The sequence below is a fragment of the Mariniphaga anaerophila genome (assembly GCF_900129025.1).
GTDB lineage: Bacteria > Bacteroidota > Bacteroidia > Bacteroidales > Prolixibacteraceae > Mariniphaga > Mariniphaga anaerophila.
Window position 1 is genome coordinate 1 of sequence record NZ_FQUM01000018.1, and the last position, 19,566, is coordinate 19,566.

Here is a 19,566-nt window from a genome sequence, read left to right on the forward strand (position 1 = left end):
GCCAACAAATACAAAATTGACGTGGCCATTCACAACCACCCGAAGCCGTCGAACTACTGGAACCCGGACATGTTTATGGAAGCCGTTGACGGGTTGAGCAACCGCATTGGCGCATGTGCCGACGTCGGCCACTGGGCCCGCATGGGACTGGATCCGGTAAAATGTTTGCAGAAAATATCAGGTCGCGTAAAATCGCTTCATTTTAAAGACATAAAAGAAGAAGTAGCCGGCGAAGAAGAGCGTCATGATGTAATCTGGGGAACCGGTTCACTGGATATGGAAGGGATGCTTTTGGAGCTGAAAAAGCAAAATTTCAAAGGAGTATTCTCCATTGAATACGAATACAACTGGGATAACTCGGTTCCCGATATCAAAAAGTGTATCTCCTATTTTAATGAAACTGTTGATGAATTGTTGTAAAACCGGAGATCTGCTGGTTTATTCAATAAAAGAGCCGGAAACAAAGGTATATTTTAAGTAACTTTGATTCATCAAAATCAACAGAAATGTCAAACTACAAATCAAAAACCGCGTTCGCTTCTCTTTTATTGGTGCTGGTTGCCTTATTCAGCGCCTGCAATTTATCTGAAAATTCAAAAATTCCGGTTCTTTTTGATACCGATGCCAACAACGAAGTAGATGACCAGCATGCGCTGGCTTACCTGCTGTTTAGTGGCGACCATTTCAAAGTTGAAGGAATTACGGTGAATGCCACCAGCGCGCCGACCGGTTACTCGGAAAATTCTGACGTAAGCGATCATTACGAAGAAGCGAAAAGAGTGATGCAGCTTTGTGGTGACTTTTATGGCGAAATCCCCCTAAAGACAGGAGCAAATGGTTCTTTTTCAGAAATAAAAGAGCACATTGGAGAACCTGATTTTGATGGCCACGAAGCTGTTGATTTCATTATTGAGCAAGCCATGAAAAAACGAAACCGGAAACTGGTATTGCTTCCGGTGGGAAAACTCACCAATATTGCACTGGCACTGATGAAGGAACCGGCCATTGCCGAAAACGTAAGAATTGTCTGGCTTGGCTCCAACTACCCCGAACCGGGAGAACACAATCAGGATTGGGACATCGAATCGATGAACTATATTTTGGACGCAAATGTGCCGTTTGAAATGGTTACCGTTCGTTATGGAAAGCCATCGGGAACAGCAGCAGTAATGGTTTCGCAAGATCAGATTTTGCACCGCATGCCCGGAAAAGGGCCTAAAATTTCGGCTCCGGTTGCCGGGCGGCATGGTGGAGAGTTTTCCAATTTTGGAGATTACTCCGTCAACCTGTTTAGTCAGTTCCATATGTGGGGCGACCCCATTGGCAGAGCGTTGTTTGATATGGCAGCTGTGGCAGTGGTAAAAAACCCCGACTGGGCAGAAAAAAGGGAAATTCCAGCGCCCATTTATGTGAACGGGAAATGGGTAGAACGGCCGAATAATCCACGTAAAATTTTACTGTGGGAATGGTTTGATATTTACGGAATTATGAACGACTTTTTTGTCACCATGGACGACTACAAACTGGTTAACGTAAGATAGCTATACAAAAAGAACACCCGCAAAAGGTTTTATCGCCTGATTTGCGGGTGTTCTTTCAACAGGCAGCCGCCCTATTCAAATTCCAATTTTCCGAAGAATGCAGGTTGGTGATAATCCGGATTTTCAGTTTTTACCGGGTTCCAGGTTACATAATGCGCCACTGCGGTTTCGTCGCCACATTTGTAAAAATTAGCAGAAGCTTTCAACCCGTCAAACGATTTCAGATTGCTGTATTGGAAAACTTCAACCGGAATGCGAATCATCATTTCCCATTCAAAATCGCCAGACTTATCGTTAAACGGAGCACTTCCCAAACTCGACCTGATTTCGATTTTCTTTACCAGTTCCGGGTCAACAAATTTGCGGTTTCCCCTGCCCGGCCCATACCCCAAATGTATTGTTCCAATGCAACTAAATTCAAAATTATAATAGTCTTTGCCATCCGGAGAAATAAAAAACTCCACGCAACTGTCTTTATAAACATCGCCGTTTATGCGGGTTTCTCTGGCTCGCAAATGTTTTTCCGCCACATAATATTTCAGCAAAATTTCATCGTCTGCGTGTGCAATTCTAAAATTCACAACCGGCAGATAACTAAACTCTTTCCAGTTTAAAGTCTGAATCATGTGGGTTACAGTTTGCCATTCCAACCGGTTTTCGGCCTCGGCAAATGAAGTATCTTTTTTTACATCTATCTTTTTTACAAAAATTTGGTTCATGATGTTAAATTTGAATTTTGGTAAAGGTAAACATTATTTTTTCTTTCCAGTTTCCCAATCTACACGTATCTTTGAGGTTCTTTTTTTGTAACACTTTAGGATTGAAATGGGCGAAACAGAGTTTGTAATTGTATTAACAGAACACCGAAACCTTGGGAATGTATTCCAACCCTACCTCATCCATAAAAGAGATAAATTCTACTCTACCGAAAAGCTGGTAAAGCCGTTTGATATTAACAGCGTGGAGTACGAATTGAAACCCCACGAGAAAGAGTTGGTATTGCTGATTGAAAAATACAGCGACGAACGTCTGATGAAAAAATTTTCGCGCGCAAAAAATGTATCTGAGTTTTTTGCCCAGCTCGACAAATCGACGTTCGAAAAGCAGGTGTCGCCGTACATTGAGCAATGCATGTTTGAAGTAGCCCGCATTTTAATGCTAAGCCCGGTGCGTCTGCTGAACAAAGAAGCGAAATACGCCAACTTGTACGACGAAGACGAAATACGGGTTCCGCCCCTGTTTATTCGACCTGAATTTTATTTCGACCGAACAAAAACAGAAACGCGATATCACCTGAAAATATTCATCGACAATAAAGAGATTCCGCTATTAAACCGAAATGTCCGCATTGTAACAAACAACCCGTGCATGCTGGTAAGCAGAAACCAGTTGCTGGTTTTTGAAAAACTCGACGGAAAAAAAATCGTTCCGTTTCTCTCCCGGCAATACGTGTCCATTCCGCGCAGCATTGAAGAAAAATACTACGCCGGATTCGTCAAAAAAACCATTCGCGATTTCGATGTAAAAGTATCGGGATTCAAACTTATTGAAGGCGAAGGGAAAAAAACGGCAGTGCTTAATCTGGACAAAAACCTGATGTTACAACCGTGTTTTATTCTGCAATTCAGGTACGATGGCGAAATCTTTCTGCCCAACAACAACCGTCATGTTGCAGTTCTGTTTCAGAAGCAAAATAATGAATTCGTTTTCAAAAAAATAAAGCGGGATGCAAAGTGGGAAAAATCGGTTTTAGCCACGCTTACCGAAGCCGGGCTGCAAGACAAAAACGGTTATTTCGAGCCTGCCGAAACCGAGTTATCTGAAAAAAATGACCCGGTTTATGTTTTTGTAAACTGGCTAAACAAACATAAAAACAGCTTAAAAGAAAAGGGAATTTTTGTAGAACAGGGCGCCCTCGAAAAAGTATATTTTACCGGAGAACAGCGCCTCGACCTGAAAACCAAAACCACCGGCGACTGGTTCGACGTTTATGCAACGGTTACTTTTGGAGAGTTCAGTTTTCCTTTTATCAAACTAAAAAACAATATTTTAAACGATATTCGCGAGTTTGAACTACCCAACGGAGAGGTGGCAATAATTCCGGAAGAATGGTTTGCGCGCTACAAAAACCTGATGCCGTTTGCCCGCAGCAAGGGCGAAAAAATGCGATTCGAAAAGCATCATTACACGCTGTTGCAAAAAGTGATGCTTCCCGGCGATAACTCATTTCTGCAAAAATTAAAAAGACTGGCCGATACACAGGAAAATATTCCCCTTCCGGAAAACCTGAATGCCCACCTGAGAAGTTATCAGGAAACAGGATATCAGTGGATGGCCGGACTGCACAAAAACGGGTTTGGCGGGTGCCTGGCTGACGACATGGGGCTGGGAAAAACGCTGCAAACACTGGCGTTGCTGCTCAACTACAAAAGAAACGGAGAAGCCACAGCCTTTCAGGATAGCTTTGCCCGGAAAGATCAGCTCAGCCTTTTTGCTGCGCAGTCGCCGGCAGCCGAAAACATTCAGCCGGCCAGCCTGATTGTGCTACCCACTTCTTTGGTGCACAACTGGGAGTCGGAAATTCAGAAATTCACCCCTTCGTTTAAAATATACAAGCATGTGGGGCAGCAGCGAAAAACACAGGCCGAACTGGAAAACGCAGTATTATATTACGACATAATTCTTACCACTTACGGAACGGTGCGCAACGATGTGGAAGCATTTTCGAGATTGAAATTTTTCTACTTAATACTGGACGAAAGCCAGTATGTAAAAAATCCGGCATCGAAAACTTACAAGGCCATCGGGAAATTACAAAGCGAATATCGCATGGCGCTTACCGGCACGCCCATCGAAAACTCGTTATCGGATTTATGGGCGCAAATGAATTTTCTGAACAAAGGAATGCTTGGCAATCTGGCGTTTTTCAGGCGCTTTTTTATTACCCCCATTGAGAAACACAACAACGCCGAACAGCAAGAAAAACTACAGGTACTAATACGGCCGTTTGTGCTGCGCCGAACCAAGGCAGAAGTAGCCAGAGATCTACCGCCGTTAATGGAGCAGGTTGTTGTTTGCGAAATGAATGAAGGCCAGCAACGCACATACGAAACAGAAAAGTCGGTAATACGAAACTCAATTCTGGAAGGGATTGAACAGGACGGAATAAAAAGTTCGGCCATGATTATTCTTCAGGGACTTACCCGGCTGCGACAACTGGCGAACCATCCCAAACTGCTAAATAATGTTGAGGAAAACCAATCGGGTAAGTTTGAAGAGATCATTCGAATGCTGGAAAATGTGATTGCAGAAAAACACAAAGTCCTGGTATTTTCTTCCTTCGTAAAGCACCTGGAACTCATCAAATCGCGCATCGAAAAAGAAAAATGGAAGTACAGTATTTTAACCGGGCAAACCACTAACCGGGGCGAAGTTATACGGCAGTTCCAGGAAGATCAGGAGAATCGCATTTTTCTGATTTCGTTAAAAGCGGGCGGAGTGGGTTTAAACCTCACCAGTGCCGACTATGTTTTTATTATTGATCCGTGGTGGAACCCGGCGGCAGAAAACCAGGCAATCAGCCGGGCGCACCGCATCGGGCAAAACAAACATGTATTTGTTTACCGATTTATTACCCAGGGTTCCATCGAAGAGAAAATTCAGCAGTTACAAAGTAGAAAAAGCTCGCTGGCAGATAAATTCATCAACTCAAATAATCCGCTGCAGGAAATTACAAAAGAAGAAATTCTCGGGTTGCTGAAATAATTCAGCGGCGAGTAAGCAGACTTTTTTCGCGGTATGCGCTTCTGTTTCAATATCTGTTTTTTTTCTGATGACTACCGAAATATTACCAAAACAAAAAGGAGAACCGTTTTGGTCCCCCTTTTCAAATATCATTTTTCGTCAGCAGAAAAAAAATGCTACAACGAAATAATTTTGCTTACTTCAATCCAGTTGTGGTCTATCTGATCGTGTTTCAAATAAGTTTCTTCCAGCGGCGTATAAACAGTGCGATTATGAGCCATTCCCACCATTACTCCCTGCTTTCCTTCAAGCAGTGCAGTAACCGCACCGTGCCCTAAAATGCTGGCCAAAACCCTGTCTTTACACGAAGGATTCCCCCCTCGCTGGATATGCCCCAGAATGGTAACCCGGGTTTCGTATTCGGGCAACTGCTCTTTCACTTTTCGGGCAATTTCTGTAGCGCCGCCCTCTTTGTCGCCTTCGGCCACAATAATAATTCCGGAGGTTTTATTTGCACGGCGTTCCTGCTCCATGTAACTGCAAATCTGCTTAATATCTGTTTTCACTTCGGGCAGCAGCGTTGCCTCTGCGCCACTGGCAATGGAAGTGTACAGCGCAATAAAACCGGAGTCGCGCCCCATCACTTCAACAAAAAATATAATATTGTGCGATTCGGCAGTGTCCCTGATTTTATCAACCGCCTCAATAACAGTATTTATGGCAGTATCAAAACCAATGGTAAAATCTGTTCCGTAGATGTCGTTATCGATGGTGCAGGGAATTCCGATAACCGGGAACCCAAATTCTTTGGACAACAGATCTGCTCCCCGAAACGAACCGTCTCCTCCGTTTACGATCAAGGCGTCAATACCCATTTCTCTGAGGTTTGCAAAAGCCTTTTCCCTGGTTTCTTTCAACTTAAATTCTTTGCAACGGGCCGATTTCAAAATAGTTCCTCCACGGGAAATTATTTTTGAAACCGAATTGGATTTCATTTCAACAAAATCTTTTTTCAACAACCCCGAAAAACCATTTTTAATTCCAACAACTTCGAGGTTGTTATATATTCCGGTACGGACAATCGCACGAATTGCTGCGTTCATTCCGGGGGCATCTCCTCCGGATGTAAGCAGTGCAATTCTTTTAATTTTATTGCTGTTTGTGTACATATTTATCTTTTTTTGTTGCGTACATAAATTAGTTTAAACTTCCCTTTATAACTGTCGCGCTGATCAATTTCGAATTTGCCAATGGAATCGATAAGCGGTGTGAGTTTTTCGAAACCGTAGTTACGGGAATCGAAATTAGGCTGTTTTTTCTGCAACAGGCTGCCCACATCTCCCAGAAACGCCCATCCGTCGTCGTCGGCCAAATCGGAAATGGTTGAGGTAATAAGCCTGACTACTTTGGGGGTAATTTTATCGAACTGTGATTTTCGCTCCGGTTTATCTGGGGTTGCGTTGCTTTCGTTCTCTTTGGCCTCGTTCTGCAAAATTTCAAGGTAAATAAACTTATCGCACGCAACAATAAACGGGTCCGGCGTTTTCTTCTCTCCAATGCCATAAACTTTTTTTCCGGCTTCGCGTAAACGTGTGGCCAGCCGCGTAAAATCGCTGTCGCTGGAAACCAGACAAAAACCATCGACATTTCCGCCGTACAAAATATCCATTGCATCAATAATCATCGCCGAGTCAGTGGCATTTTTCCCGGTAGTGTAACTATATTGCTGAATGGGCGTAATGGCATTTTCGAGCAGCAGGCTTTTCCATTTAGACAAAACCGGCTTGGTCCAGTCGCCATAAATACGTTTGATAGTCGGACTGCCGTATTTGGCAATCTCCTCCATCATTTCCTTCACGTAAGCACTGGGGATATTGTCACCATCGATAAGGACGGCCAATTTAAAGTCGTTTTCCATAACTTGACTTTTTGATTCCTAATAGCAACAAAAGTAATCGAAAAGAACTCAAGTTTCGAAAAGACGCCCCGAGAAGCGGCATTTTTGGATGGTCTGCCTGAATTATTAATAATTTCCTAAGAACTCCGGATTCGTTTAAATTCTGACAATGCACGAATCGGGCAGCCAACCCACATTGCCGTCGGAGAGTTTAATTTCTTTCCATGTATCAACGCTGTCTGATATTTCCACTTTCACCCCTTCGTATAGCAGAAAAAGATCGGTGCTGTTTTGCGCCGGTGCACTTTTTACCGTAACACGCGGACAAAATACAATGGCGTCTTTCCGCTGGTTAATCTTCTCTTTTTGCCGGGCAGCAAACGAAAAGGTAAACCCGGAAACGGCAATGGCAAGAATGCCAAACCAAAAAGACAATCGTTTTAAAGAAGAGCTGCGACTAAAAATAAATAAGCCAAGCAATCCCAGGAAAAGAACAAAAGCTGCAATGCTGATTCCCGCCCAGGTATCAGCCGGATGCATATTTATTATCCGTTCGCGCCACCTTACGAAAAACGGCTGCGGCAAGGCTTCAATTTCAGTTACCACAAACTGGTTGGCCAGTTTCAGGTTAAAATCGATATCCTCATCCTGCGGTGCCAGCAGTTTGGCGCGCTCGTAATTTAAAATGGCATTGTTAACGTCGCCGGTTTTATAATACGCATTTCCCAGGTTAAAATATAGCTTAGCCGATTCGCGGCCTGAACTCAAAATCTGCTCGTAAGCCGAAATGGCTTTCTGATACTCTTCTGTTGTGTAAAATGCATTTGCTTTTTCCCAAGCCACCTGGGTTGAATCCTGTGCTGAAGCGTTCATAAAGAACACTATCCCAAATATAAACCAACTGTATTTTAATATGAATCTCTTTGTCATTTTAATCCGTTTTTACCTTTTAATTTGCTTTTCGAGCCTGCTCATTGTTGCGGCGGCTTTTTTATAAAGCTCTGTCCTCGCCTGGGAACCTCCGGAAGGAGCATAGCGGGCAAATTCACATTGTTCAATTATCTCAACAAATGAATTAATTTGTTCTTCGTCCACACTCTTTTCGCGTAAACCCGCCAGTGCGCTTTCGCGATTCAGGTTGGCCACCGGAATACTCAGCTTGTCGCTCAAATATCCCCAGAAAGCCTTTAAAATTGCCTCGTGGAACGCTTCGTCGTCATTCTTTTTCATAAACCCGGCAGCAGCTTTTAACCGTTTAACAGCAACCCTGCTAGCCTTTTTGTTACGCATTAAAGCGACGTTGGCATTTTCCCTGGCCTTTTTCCTGTATATGATAAACAACGCCAGGAAGAGCAGTGCGGTTGCTCCGTAAATTCCGTAAAAAAACAGGGTGCCGTAAAAAGTAGTTCCTTTCATCCGTAAAACAGGATTTCCCTGTTTGATGAAACGAATATCCTGACCGAGCAGTTGCAGGTTTTCGCGCTGTCGGGAGCTCATCATTGTTGCTGCCTGTTCGCCGGTTCCTTTTTCTACATGCAAGGTGTACTCCTGGGTTGATCGGGTTTCGTATGTTCCGGTTGCCGGGTTGAAAAACGCGAACGAAATAGAAGGAATTGTGTAATCTCCCTCGAACCGCGGCTGAAACAAATACTCAACGGTTTTTGACCCTGAAGCTCCGTTATCGGTAACCTGAATATTTTCTGTTGAACGCGGGTCGTAAACTTCAAAATCGCTCGGCAGTTTTAACTCCGGATTTCGGATTAAACGAAGGTTCCCGCTTCCTTTGACGGTAAATTTCAGGGTAACCGCGTCGTTTGTGGTCACATCTTCTGCGCTTATTTCAGACGAAACACTAAAGTTCCCTACCCCGCCGTAAAAATTAGCCGGCTGTGTTGGCAAATCTTTCACATTCACCCGCACCGCTTTGCTTGTAATTGTGGTTCGTGCGGTTTGAATGCCGCTGAAAAAATCGTCAAAAAAGCTACGCGGCCTGACCCGTTGCTGAACCAGCAAAGTCATGCTAAACGGCTTAATGGTGAGCGCTCCGTTCTGTTGCGGAAAAAGAACGGTTTTTTTCAGTACACCCACCTGGTAAATACGATTATTGTATACTTCGCGGGTGAAATTTATCTGATTCGGAATTTCAATATCCTGCGTAAAAAATCCTTCGTAAGTAGGAAGATTTACTTCGTCGAACCCTGAAATCGGAATATTGGGGTCGGCATAAATTTTAACGGTAGAAATAATCTGTTCTCCCCTGAAAACATTTTGTTTACTCATTTCCACCCGCAGAAAAAGGTTGTCGCCGCCCAGATCGACCGACTTTGAACTCTGTCCGTTTTGACCACCCTGAGGCGCCTGTTGTTGTTGCTGCTGAGAGGCTGATTGTGCAGGTACTACCTGAATTTTAAAAGAATTCGATTCAACAACCTTTCCGTCGACTTCAATTGTTGCGGGCCTGACCTCAAAATTACCTTCACTTTTTGCCCGTAAAATATAGGTGTACGAAAAAGTTACTTCGGTTGTTGTTCTTCCGTTAATAGTACGAATGCTGGTTGATTGCCCGGTACTGGGCCCCATCAACACATCGAAATTACTGGTTAGCCCCGGGGGCAACTGCAAATTAGAACCTCTGTCATTCAGTGTAAAAGTTAACCTGAACTGCTGCCCCATTTCCACCGCATTGGGCGCCGACATAACAAAACGGGTTTGCTCGGCATTGGCGGAAGCTATTGCAAAAAAAAGGCTGACGTATATTAAAATTCTTTTTATCATTTTCTTGTTACCATTCTTTTTCTGTTCTTACTCTTCTGGCTTTGGCTGCTTTTTCTTTCTTCACTTTATCCTGAATGTCTTTCTCATCGTTTTCCAACGCTTGTAAAAGCTGCTCTGCATCCTGCCGCGAAATCTTGGCCTGCTGTTGCTGTTGTTGTTGTTGCTGCTGCTGATCCTGATTCTGTTGCTGGTTCTGCTGTTGATCCTGATTTTGCTGATCTTTGTTTTGCTGATCCTGATTCTGCTGCTGGTTCTGATTTTGTTGATCCTGATTTTGCTGCTGATCCTGGTTCTGCTGCTTATCTTTATCCTGTTGATCTTTATTCTGATCCTTATTTTGATCCTGATTTTGTTGTTGCTGCTGCTGTTGTTCCTGTTGTTTTTTCAACATCTGCGCATACGCCAGGTTATATTTAGTTTCCAAATCAGACGGATTTCTGCGAAGAGCCTCTTTGTAACTTTCAATGCTCTCATCGAGCTTTTGCTGCATCAGCTGGCTGTTTCCTTTGTTATGCAGAGCTCTTGCCTGCTCTTCTGGTGTTCCGAGCTTATCCGACAACTCTTCGAATTTTCGTTCGGCATCTTCAAAACGCATTTGTTTGTAAAATGCATCGCCCAGGTTAAAATCCCACTGCTCGTTCCCCGGCCTTTTGTTCAGCGCTTTCCGGTACTCCTCTTCTGCCTGTGCAAATTTGGTAGTGTCCAGCCGGGAAGTATCTTTTAATGCTTCCATGAACAGTTTATTCCCGTTCCGGACAAACTTTCGTTCGTTTTGCCCGTAAGCAATTACCGAAATAGCTCCAATCAATATCGTAATAATAAACCGTTTCATCTGTTCAATCTTTTTTATCTTCTATTTTGAGGAAAATAAATTCACTTTCATAAAATACTTATTCTTCCTTTCGAGAATTACAAACTCGAATAATAACAAAAATAAACCGATGGCAAAAAAATATTGAAACTGGTCATCGTATTCCGAATAAACCCGCGTTTCCATATCTTGTTTTTCCATTTTGTTTATTTCGTCGAACAAGGCATTCAGCCCCACCTGTGCATTATTTGCCCTCACATAAATTCCTTTTCCTGCCGCGGCAACTTCTTCCAACGTGTTTTCGTCGAGTTTGGTAACAACCACGTTCCCTTTGTTGTCGCGCAAATAATCGGTCTGCCCGCCTTTGTTTACCGGAATTGGCGAACCCTGCGGCAGCCCCATCCCGATGGCATGAACAACAATTCCGCTTTTAACGGCTTCCTGTGCCGCAGAAACCGGATCGTCTTCGTGATTTTCGCCATCGGTAATAACGACAATGGCTTTATTAGCGTCCCCTTCGGGAGTAAACGAACGCATGGCCATGTTAATTGCTGCACCAATGGCTGTTCCCTGCCTCGGAACCATTTGTGTGTTTACCGCATCCAAAAAGAGTTTGGCCGAATTGTAATCGCTGGTTATGGGAAGCTGTGTGTACGCTTCGCCGGCAAATACAATTAACCCGATTTTATCGTCTTTCAAGCGATCAACCAATCTTGAAATCGCACGTTTGGCGCGTTCCAGACGATTGGGCTGAATATCTTCTGCCATCATACTGTTTGACACGTCAAGTGCAATTATCAGTTCAATTCCTTCGCGTTTCACTTTTTTCAGTTTAGAACCAAACTGCGGCCGCGCTGCTCCCACGATAAAAAAAGCCAGCGCCAACATCAGCAAAAAGAATTTGAAAACCGGCCTGCTTTTGGATGCAAACGGCATCAGCTCTTTTATGGTTTCCTGGTTTCCGAAGCGTTTTAATGCGCGTTTTCTTGCAAACCGTGCCCAAATATAAAATAAGGTAAGCAGCGGGATAATTAACAATCCCCACAAGTATTCTGTATGTGCAAATCTGAACATTTCCATTTCTATAAACTTTTAAGGGATGCTTCTGAAAACGGTAGTTCTTAAAAACAGGCTTAAAACCAGCAGTAAAATTCCTGCCAGTGCAAAAGGCAAAAACTCTTCTGACCTGCGACTAAACTCGCGTACTTCAATTTTTGATTTTTCCAGTTGGTCAATCTCTGCATAAATCTCTTCGAGCTTGGTATTGCTGGTTGCCCTGAAATATTTACCGTCAGTTATTGAAGCAATCTCCTGAAGCATTTTCTCATCAATTTTCACTTCCACATCCCGAAGCTGTGTTCCGTAAGGCGTTTGTACCGGATAAGGAGCAGTTCCTACGGTTCCAACTCCAATGGTATAAACCCTTATGCCAAATGTGCGTGCAATTTCTGCCGCAGTTAACGGCGCAATTTCTCCGGAGTTGTTTTCACCATCGGTAAGCAGAATAACCACGCGGCTGATTGCGTCACTGTCTTTCAGGCGGGCCACCGCAGTTGCCAACCCATTTCCAATGGCGGTACCGTCCTGAATCAGTCCGGTCTGAATATCTTTAAAAAGGTTAAGCAACACAGCACGGTCGGTTGTGAGCGGGCACTGCGTAAATGCTTCGCCGGCAAAAACCACCAGTCCGATGCGGTCGTATTGCCGCCCCGAAATAAATTCCATGGCTACATTTTTGGACGCCTCAAGCCTGTCGGGCGAAAAATCTTTAGCCAGCATACTTGTTGAAATATCGAGAGAAATGACAATGTCGATCCCTTCGGTAGTAACGTTTTCAAAATCGCTGGATGACTGTGGCCGCGCCAAAACCACCGTAAACGCTGCAATGGCTAGTATCTGAAACAAAAATACGGTATGTCTCAGGTAATGCCTGATTGTTTTCGGAGCTTTAAATACCGGTGCAGTGGTAGAAATACGGATGCTTGCGGTATTTCTTTTCTGCCTGAAAACATACCAGGCTGTCATTGGCAAAATTACCAGCAACAGGTAAAAAAATTCCGGGTTCTTAAATGTAAATCCTTCAAACATCCTTCATCTATTTAATTTGTACATCTTCACCTTCTTCTTCCGTTTCTTCGGGAGTTTCCGGTTTTTTTTCTTCTGGTTTGGTTTCGTTTATAAAGAAATATGCATTTACCAGTGTCATATTATCATCGTCGGGGGTAGTCTGGTATTTTGCAAATTTCACCAGGTCGGCCAACTTCAAAATCCGACTCAGGTTTTCAAACGTTTTATCTTTTAACAGGCTGCGCTGTGCCCTAAAACAAGCAATGGTTTCATCAGAAGTTTGCTCCATGGCCTGAATTTCAAACCTGTCATCAATATATTTTCTGAGCGCTTCGGTAACCTCGCTGTAGTATTGCTTGGTTTTGCCTTTCTGCCATGCCTTTTCCTGTTTAATCCGGTCAAGTTCGCGCAACGCAACAATGTGCGCCGGCTCTTTCGGTTTTTTCGGCAAAACAAAAATAGGCTGGTTGTTCTTCTTCCTTTTAATGGCATAAAAAATAAAAAACAAAATGGCAGCAATAAGAATCACGCCTAAAATATAAGGAACCACCTCTTTTAATGTTACCGGGGCTCCGTAAGGATATTTAATGTCTGTCGGGCCACGGGTAGTATCAATCTGCATGCTGTGTACATGCAAAGTAACACCGTTTGAGGGTATGGAATCGATCCTGCCGTCGAGATCCAGTTTAAACCAGAATGGCGGAATCCGATAAGAGCCGCTGTCAAAGGAGGTAATCAGGTACGATTGAATCTGTTTTTGAAAAGACTCATCGTCCATTTCCACGGTATCGATTGCCGACTTGCCCAAAACTTCAACATTCTGAAGCAGAGTATCCGGCACGTTGGGAAATGTCACCTGCACATTTTTCGGATGGTCAATTTCAAGAAACAGCTTCACCTGATCGCCCAACAAAATATTTGTGGAATCGATGCTGGCAGAGGCTTTAATGCGCTGGGCATTTGCTGTTGCCGCAATTAAAATCAGCAGTACGAGTGAGCCTATTTTGGTTTTAAACTTCATTTTCATATTATTTAACGGCCCTTCTTCTAAACAGAGCCATCAAAGATTTTACATAATCTTCGTTGGTATCGACAGAGGCATAATCGACCCCGCATTTTTTAAACATTGTATCGAGGTGCGCAACGTGCTTGTTCCAATAATCAGCATAAACTTTGCGGGTTCGTCGCGAGCTGCTGTCTACCCACACATATTTATCTGTTTCGGCATCTTTCAGTTTAACCATTCCAATGGAAGGAAGTTCCCGTTCGCGATCGTCGTAAACCTTCAGCGCCACCACATCGTGTTTGTTGTTAGCAATGGACAGCGCCATTTCCATGTCAGGATTATTATCCATAAAATCGGAAATAATAAAGGCAGTACACCGCTTTTTTATGGCGTTGGTAAGGTACCTGATTGCCTCGGTGATATCTGTTCCGGTTCTTTTTGGTTTGAAGTCGATCAATTCGCGAATAATGCGCAAAATGTGGCTTTTCCCCTTTTTGGGCGGAATAAATTCTTCGATGGTATCGGAAAAGAAAATGACCCCGATTTTATCGTTATTCTGAATAGCCGAGAAAGACAAAATTGCTGAAATTTCGGTTATTACATTCTTTTTCATTTTTTCGAAAGTCCCGAAGTTGCGGGAGCCGCTCACATCAATAAGCAACATCACAGTCAACTCCCTTTCTTCTTCGAAAACTTTCACGTAGGGATGGCTGTACCGTGCGGTAACATTCCAGTCGATGTTCCGGATATCGTCGCCAAACTGGTACTCGCGCACTTCAGAAAAAGCCATTCCGCGGCCTTTAAAAGCACTGTGGTACTCTCCGGCAAAAATATTCCGCGACAAGCCCCGCGTTTTTATTTCAATCTGCCTTACCTTTTTTAATAAATCTATCGTTTCCATGAAAAAGGTTTCAAGTTTCAGGTTCTGTTTTGTACAATTTCATATCGAATAATACAAAACACTCAATTTGTAACCTCAACTGCATTAAGGTACTTCCACCGTATTCAAAATGTCTGCAATAATTTCTTCCGAGGTAATATTATTTGCTTCAGCTTCGTAGCTCAGTCCGATACGGTGGCGCAAAACATCGCGCGATACAGCACGAACATCCTCAGGAATTACGTATCCCCGGCGTTTAATAAACGCATAGGCTTTTGCGGCCTGTGCCAGACTAATTCCGGCCCTGGGCGATGCCCCGTAGGAAATCATTTCCTGGTATTTTTCCAGTTGATACTGTTCCGGTTCGCGGGTAGCAAAAACAATATCGACGATGTATTTTTGAATTTTCTCGTCGATGTAAACATCTTTTACCACATCGCGGGCTTTAATAATATCTTCGGGCTTTAAAATTGCCTTTGTTTCAGGAAACTGTTTTAACAGGTTCTGACTAATAATCTGCCGTTCTTCTTCTTTGTTGGGATAATTAATCACCACTTTCAGCATAAAACGGTCGACCTGCGCTTCGGGCAGCGGGTAAGTTCCCTCCTGTTCGATTGGGTTTTGCGTCGCCATTACCAAAAACGGTTCTTCCAGCTTAAACGTAGTATCGCTGATGGTAACCTGGCGTTCCTGCATGGCTTCGAGCAGTGCTGACTGCACTTTTGCAGGAGCACGGTTAATTTCATCAGCCAAAATGAAGTTGGCAAAAATCGGCCCTTTTTTAATGGAAAACTCTTCTTTTTTCTGACTGTAAATCATGGTTCCGAGCAAGTCGGCCGGAAGCAGGTCGGGCGTAAACTGAATACGCGCAAACTTTGCGGAGATGGTACTTGCAAGCGATTTAATGGCCAACGTTTTTGCCAGCCCTGGAACACCTTCCAGCAAAATATGCCCGTTTGAAAGTAATCCAATAAGCAAACTTTCAACCAGGTGTTTTTGCCCGATTATCACTTTATTCATCTCCATGGTAACCATGTCAACAAACGAACTTTCCTGTTGTATCCGTTCGTTCAGTTCTTTAATATCCACCGTTTGATTCATATTTTACTTTTGAATTCTTAATGATTTCGGTTTTTTAGAATCTGACAAATTACTGTCATTTTCTGAGTGCACGAATTTAAACGATTGCAAAGTAAAAAACTTTTATATTCTGTTAAAATATATTAAGCCTCTGTATGGGAAAAGGCATAAAAAAAGGAAGACAGAGCCATTCTGCCTTCCTTTATCAGCTATGAAATTTTAATTTCTTTTGCCGGTTTTGGTTTTGCTTCTTCCCGTTTAGGAAGTTTTACACTCAGAATACCATCGCCGTATGCGGCGCTGATTTTATCGCTGTCTACATCGTGGTGCGGCACAGTGAATGAACGCTGGAACGACTGATAGCTAAATTCCCTCCGGGTGTAATTATCTTCTTTTTCTTTCTTTTCCTGTTGTTTTTCCGAAGAGATGGTTAACACATTGTTCTGGAAATTAATTTTAAAATCTTTTTTACTCATCCCCGGAGCTGCAACTTCCAGAATGTAATCGTCATCAGTTTCTTTTACATTAACAGCCGGTAACGTTGTGTTTACATCCGAAAAATTATTAAGGTTCCAGTCCATCAAATCGCTGTTGAAAAACCTGTCGAAGAACGACGGTAAAACATTTTCTGATCTTTTTGCAAGTGTCATGACTAAATCCTCCATTTAAATTGTTCAACTTTATTTTCAAATTCGATTACCCTTATTGCAAACAAAATACCAGAGCAAAAAACGTGTCATTTTTTCCACTCAAATGCCTGAACGTCAGCCAAAATAAAACCAACAAACAAAAATCATCTGGCATTCAAAATAATAGCAACTGACAATTTTTCAGCAAGGCAGAATCGCAAAAAACAGCTACCATTTGCAGCTCAACAAGAAGCTGACACCCCAATAATTCAGACATAAAAAAACAGGCAACAACTGCACCTGTTTGTTCGGTTATTGGAAATTTCGGCGGAATGTTAGCTTTGTAGTTTTCGAATTTGAAAAACAAAAGGATGAAATCTGGCTTTTAGGGAATTAGCTCAAAAGAAATACAAATCAAAAAACAATAATCTGATGAAAATAGCAATAATTGGAACCGGGGGAGTTGGAGGATATTTTGGAGGCAAACTGGCCGACGCCGGTGTTGACGTTACTTTTCTGGCGCGGGGAAAACACCTCGAAGCAATGCAAAAAAACGGGCTTTTTGTAAAAAGTATCCTCGGTGATTTTCATCTACCAAAAGTAAAAGCGACCGACAAAATATCGGAAATCGGTACGGTTGATTTGGTGATGATCGGTTTAAAAGCATGGCAGGTGAAAGACATACGGGAACAATTAAAATTTCTGATTCATTCCGACACCGTAATTCTTCCCCTGCAAAACGGCGTGGTAACTGCCGACGAGCTATCTGTGAGCATCGACAAAAAACACATCATTGGAGGCTTGTGCCGTATTATCAGCAAAATTGAAGCACCCGGAGTAATCGACCATTTTGGGGTGCCCGCGCCAAAAATAATATTTGGCGAGCTGAACAAAACAGACACTGAACGGCTGCACCACATTAAAACCGTTTTCGACAAAGCCAGAATCCATTCGGAAATTACAATGGATATTGAGGCCGAGCTGTGGCGAAAATTCATTATGATTTGCGTGAGCGGGTTGCTGGCGGTTACCAAAACCACTTACGGCGAACTACGGGAGCTGCAGGAAACCCGACGAATGATGATCGACCTTTTCAACGAGATTCATTTGCTGTCACAAAAAATGAACATAAACATTGAAGCGGATTATGTAGATAAAACGGTTCAGCTCATTGACAAGCTCCCCTACGACTCCACATCGTCGCTCACCCGCGATGTATGGGAAGGAAAACCTTCGGAAATTGAATACCAGAACGGGACAGTTGTAAAGCTTGGCGAAAAACACAGCGTGGAAACACCGGTCAACAAATTTGTGTACAACTGCATCCTGCCCATGGAAATTAAAGCGCGGAAGCAGTAGCGGTTCTTTTTCGAAACAAACGCCCGGAAGCAACAAACAACTTTTGCAACCGGGCATTATCCCATAAAAAAGCCCCGTCCTTTCGAACGAGGCCTTTAAAGCATTATGATTTTATCTTGTTATCCAAGCTGAGGACCAGCAGCAACCAATGCTTTACCTTCTTCGTTATCAGTATATTTAACGAAGTTTTTAATAAAACGGGCAGCAAGGTCTTTTGCTTTTTCATCCCAATCAGCAACGTTTGCATAAGTATCGCGCGGATCAAGAATGTCTGTAGCAACACCTTTCAATTCGGTAGGAACTTCAAGGTTGAAAATCGGAAGGTTTTTAGTAGGAGCACCTTCGATGGAACCGTCAAGAATTGCGTTGATAATACCACGGGTATCTTTAATAGAGATACGTTTGCCGGTTCCGTTCCATCCTGTATTTACCAGGTAAGCTTCAGCTCCGTGTTCTTCCATTTTTTTCACTAATTCTTCGCCGTATTTAGTTGGGTGAAGAGAAAGGAATGCTGCACCAAAACAAGCTGAGAAAGTAGGCTGTGGAGTTGTAACGCCACGTTCTGTTCCGGCTAATTTTGCAGTAAATCCTGACAGGAAGTGATATTTAGTTTGTTCCGGAGTAAGTTTTGCAACCGGAGGAAGTACACCAAATGCATCAGCAGTAAGGAAAATTACTTTTTTAGCGTGACCAGCTTTTGAAACCGGTTTTACGATGTTTTCGATGTGATAAATTGGGTAAGAAACACGAGTGTTCTGAGTTGTAGAACCGTCAGTGAAATCAATTTTACCGTTTTCGTCAACAGTAACGTTTTCTAACAATGCGTCACGTTTGATGGCACCGTAAATTTCTGGTTCTGCTTCTTTATCCAGGTTGATTGTTTTTGCGTAACAACCACCTTCGAAGTTGAATACACCTTCGTCATCCCAACCGTGTTCGTCATCACCAATCAACTGGCGATTCGGGTCAGTAGACAGGGTAGTTTTACCTGTTCCTGAAAGGCCGAAGAAAATAGCAACATCACCATCTTTACCAACGTTAGCAGAGCAGTGCATTGCAGCCATTCCTCTAAGAGGCAGGTAATAATTCATCATAGCGAACATACCTTTTTTCATTTCGCCACCGTACCATGTACCACCAACTACGTGCATTTTTTCAGTAAGGTTGAAAACAGTGTAAACTTCTGAGTGCAAGCCTTGTTCTTTCCAATTCGGGTTGGTTGTTTTTGATGCGTTCAAAGAAACGAAATCAGGTTCACCGTATTCTGCCAATTCTTCTTCAGTAGGACGGATGAACATGTTTTTTACGAAGTGTGCCTGCCATGGAACTTCTACGATAAAACGAACTTTCAAACGGGTGTCGTGGTTAGCGCCGCAGAAAGTATCCATTACGAATAATCTTTTACCTGAAAGCTGTTTTACAGTTGTTTCTTTAAGTTCGTTCCAAACTTTAGTAGAAACAGGTTTATTGTCGTTTGGAGATTCCGGAGATGTCCACCACATTGTATCTTTTGTAGTGTCATCTTTTACGATGTATTTATCTTTAGGTGAACGTCCGGTAAAAATTCCGGTCATTACATTCACTGCACCCAGTTCTGTAAGTTGTCCTTTTTCGAAACCTTCAAGATTCGGGTTCATCTCTTCTTCAAATAACTGTTCGTAAGAAGGGTTGTGTACAATTTCCTGTACGTCGTGAATTCCGTACTTTGTTAAATCTAAATTTTTCATAACTACCTAATAATTAACTTTATGTAACTGAAAATTCTGAATATTCCGGT

The 19,566-nt window shown here is 42.9% G+C and carries 17 protein-coding genes; 4 read left to right on the forward strand and 13 right to left on the reverse strand.

All coding sequences use genetic code 11. The annotated features are described in order from the left end of the window. Both BUB08_RS19170 and BUB08_RS19175 read left to right on the forward strand, forming a co-directional pair. A partial coding sequence (locus tag BUB08_RS19170) for a sugar phosphate isomerase/epimerase family protein (protein ID WP_139249801.1) occupies positions 1 to 420 on the forward strand: 420 nt, incomplete at its 5' end. Positions 421 to 506: 86 nt separating this feature from the next. Further along, complete coding sequence (locus BUB08_RS19175; protein WP_073003545.1) at positions 507 to 1,541, forward strand: nucleoside hydrolase; 1,035 nt, start codon at positions 507 to 509, stop codon at positions 1,539 to 1,541. A 71-nt stretch (positions 1,542 to 1,612) separates the two neighbouring features. Here BUB08_RS19175 and BUB08_RS19180 read toward each other — a convergent pair whose 3' ends face one another. After that, on the reverse strand, positions 1,613 to 2,260 hold the full coding sequence (locus tag BUB08_RS19180; protein ID WP_073003546.1) for a carbohydrate-binding family 9-like protein: 648 nt from the start codon (positions 2,258 to 2,260) through the stop codon (positions 1,613 to 1,615). Positions 2,261 to 2,366: 106 nt separating this feature from the next. On the opposite strand from BUB08_RS19180, the gene BUB08_RS19185 reads away from it, so the two are divergent. Continuing rightward, positions 2,367 to 5,306 (forward strand): DEAD/DEAH box helicase, encoded by a 2,940-nt coding sequence (locus BUB08_RS19185; RefSeq protein WP_073003547.1) that lies wholly within the window; start codon positions 2,367 to 2,369, stop codon positions 5,304 to 5,306. Positions 5,307 to 5,461: 155 nt separating this feature from the next. Here the strand turns inward: BUB08_RS19185 and pfkA are convergent, their stop codons facing one another. The 11 genes from pfkA to BUB08_RS19240 form a co-directional block, all read right to left on the reverse strand. Beyond that, positions 5,462 to 6,454 carry a 6-phosphofructokinase gene (gene pfkA / locus BUB08_RS19190; RefSeq protein ID WP_073003548.1) on the reverse strand — a complete coding sequence of 331 codons (993 nt, stop codon included), beginning with the start codon at positions 6,452 to 6,454 and terminating at the stop codon, positions 5,462 to 5,464. 2 nt (positions 6,455 to 6,456) lie between these two features. Continuing rightward, entirely contained in the window at positions 6,457 to 7,203 is a 747-nt protein-coding gene (locus BUB08_RS19195; RefSeq protein ID WP_073003549.1) for an NYN domain-containing protein, read from the reverse strand. Between the two features lie 135 nt (positions 7,204 to 7,338). Continuing rightward, positions 7,339 to 8,112 (reverse strand): tetratricopeptide repeat protein, encoded by a 774-nt coding sequence (locus tag BUB08_RS19200; protein ID WP_073003550.1) that lies wholly within the window; start codon positions 8,110 to 8,112, stop codon positions 7,339 to 7,341. Positions 8,113 to 8,124: 12 nt separating this feature from the next. Next, positions 8,125 to 9,957: a BatD family protein gene (locus tag BUB08_RS19205; protein WP_073003551.1), complete on the reverse strand. Its 1,833-nt coding sequence runs from the start codon at positions 9,955 to 9,957 to the stop codon at positions 8,125 to 8,127. A 7-nt stretch (positions 9,958 to 9,964) separates the two neighbouring features. Beyond that, complete coding sequence (locus tag BUB08_RS19210; RefSeq protein WP_073003552.1) at positions 9,965 to 10,789, reverse strand: tetratricopeptide repeat protein; 825 nt, start codon at positions 10,787 to 10,789, stop codon at positions 9,965 to 9,967. Positions 10,790 to 10,810: 21 nt separating this feature from the next. Then, complete coding sequence (locus BUB08_RS19215) at positions 10,811 to 11,848, reverse strand: vWA domain-containing protein (protein WP_245820227.1); 1,038 nt, start codon at positions 11,846 to 11,848, stop codon at positions 10,811 to 10,813. A 12-nt stretch (positions 11,849 to 11,860) separates the two neighbouring features. Continuing rightward, on the reverse strand, positions 11,861 to 12,856 hold the full coding sequence (locus BUB08_RS19220) for a vWA domain-containing protein (RefSeq protein WP_073003553.1): 996 nt from the start codon (positions 12,854 to 12,856) through the stop codon (positions 11,861 to 11,863). 7 nt (positions 12,857 to 12,863) lie between these two features. Beyond that, the gene (locus BUB08_RS19225) at positions 12,864 to 13,856 is read right to left on the reverse strand and encodes a BatD family protein (RefSeq protein ID WP_139249802.1); all 993 of its coding nucleotides are present in this window, start codon (positions 13,854 to 13,856) and stop codon (positions 12,864 to 12,866) included. 7 nt (positions 13,857 to 13,863) lie between these two features. Continuing rightward, a complete protein-coding gene (locus BUB08_RS19230; protein ID WP_073003555.1) occupies positions 13,864 to 14,742 on the reverse strand; it encodes a DUF58 domain-containing protein in 879 nt (292 codons plus the stop codon). Between the two features lie 84 nt (positions 14,743 to 14,826). Beyond that, positions 14,827 to 15,822, reverse strand: coding sequence for an AAA family ATPase (locus BUB08_RS19235; RefSeq protein WP_073003556.1), 996 nt, complete (start codon positions 15,820 to 15,822; stop codon positions 14,827 to 14,829). Positions 15,823 to 16,010: 188 nt separating this feature from the next. Further along, a complete protein-coding gene (locus BUB08_RS19240) occupies positions 16,011 to 16,451 on the reverse strand; it encodes an Hsp20/alpha crystallin family protein (RefSeq protein ID WP_073003557.1) in 441 nt (146 codons plus the stop codon). A 411-nt stretch (positions 16,452 to 16,862) separates the two neighbouring features. Here BUB08_RS19240 and BUB08_RS19250 point away from each other — a divergent pair, with 411 nt between their 5' ends. Further along, entirely contained in the window at positions 16,863 to 17,789 is a 927-nt protein-coding gene (locus tag BUB08_RS19250; RefSeq protein WP_073003559.1) for a ketopantoate reductase family protein, read from the forward strand. A gap of 119 nt (positions 17,790 to 17,908) precedes the next feature. Here BUB08_RS19250 and pckA read toward each other — a convergent pair whose 3' ends face one another. Further along, entirely contained in the window at positions 17,909 to 19,516 is a 1,608-nt protein-coding gene (pckA, locus tag BUB08_RS19255) for a phosphoenolpyruvate carboxykinase (ATP) (RefSeq protein ID WP_073003560.1), read from the reverse strand. Positions 19,517 to 19,566: the final 50 nt, after the last annotated feature.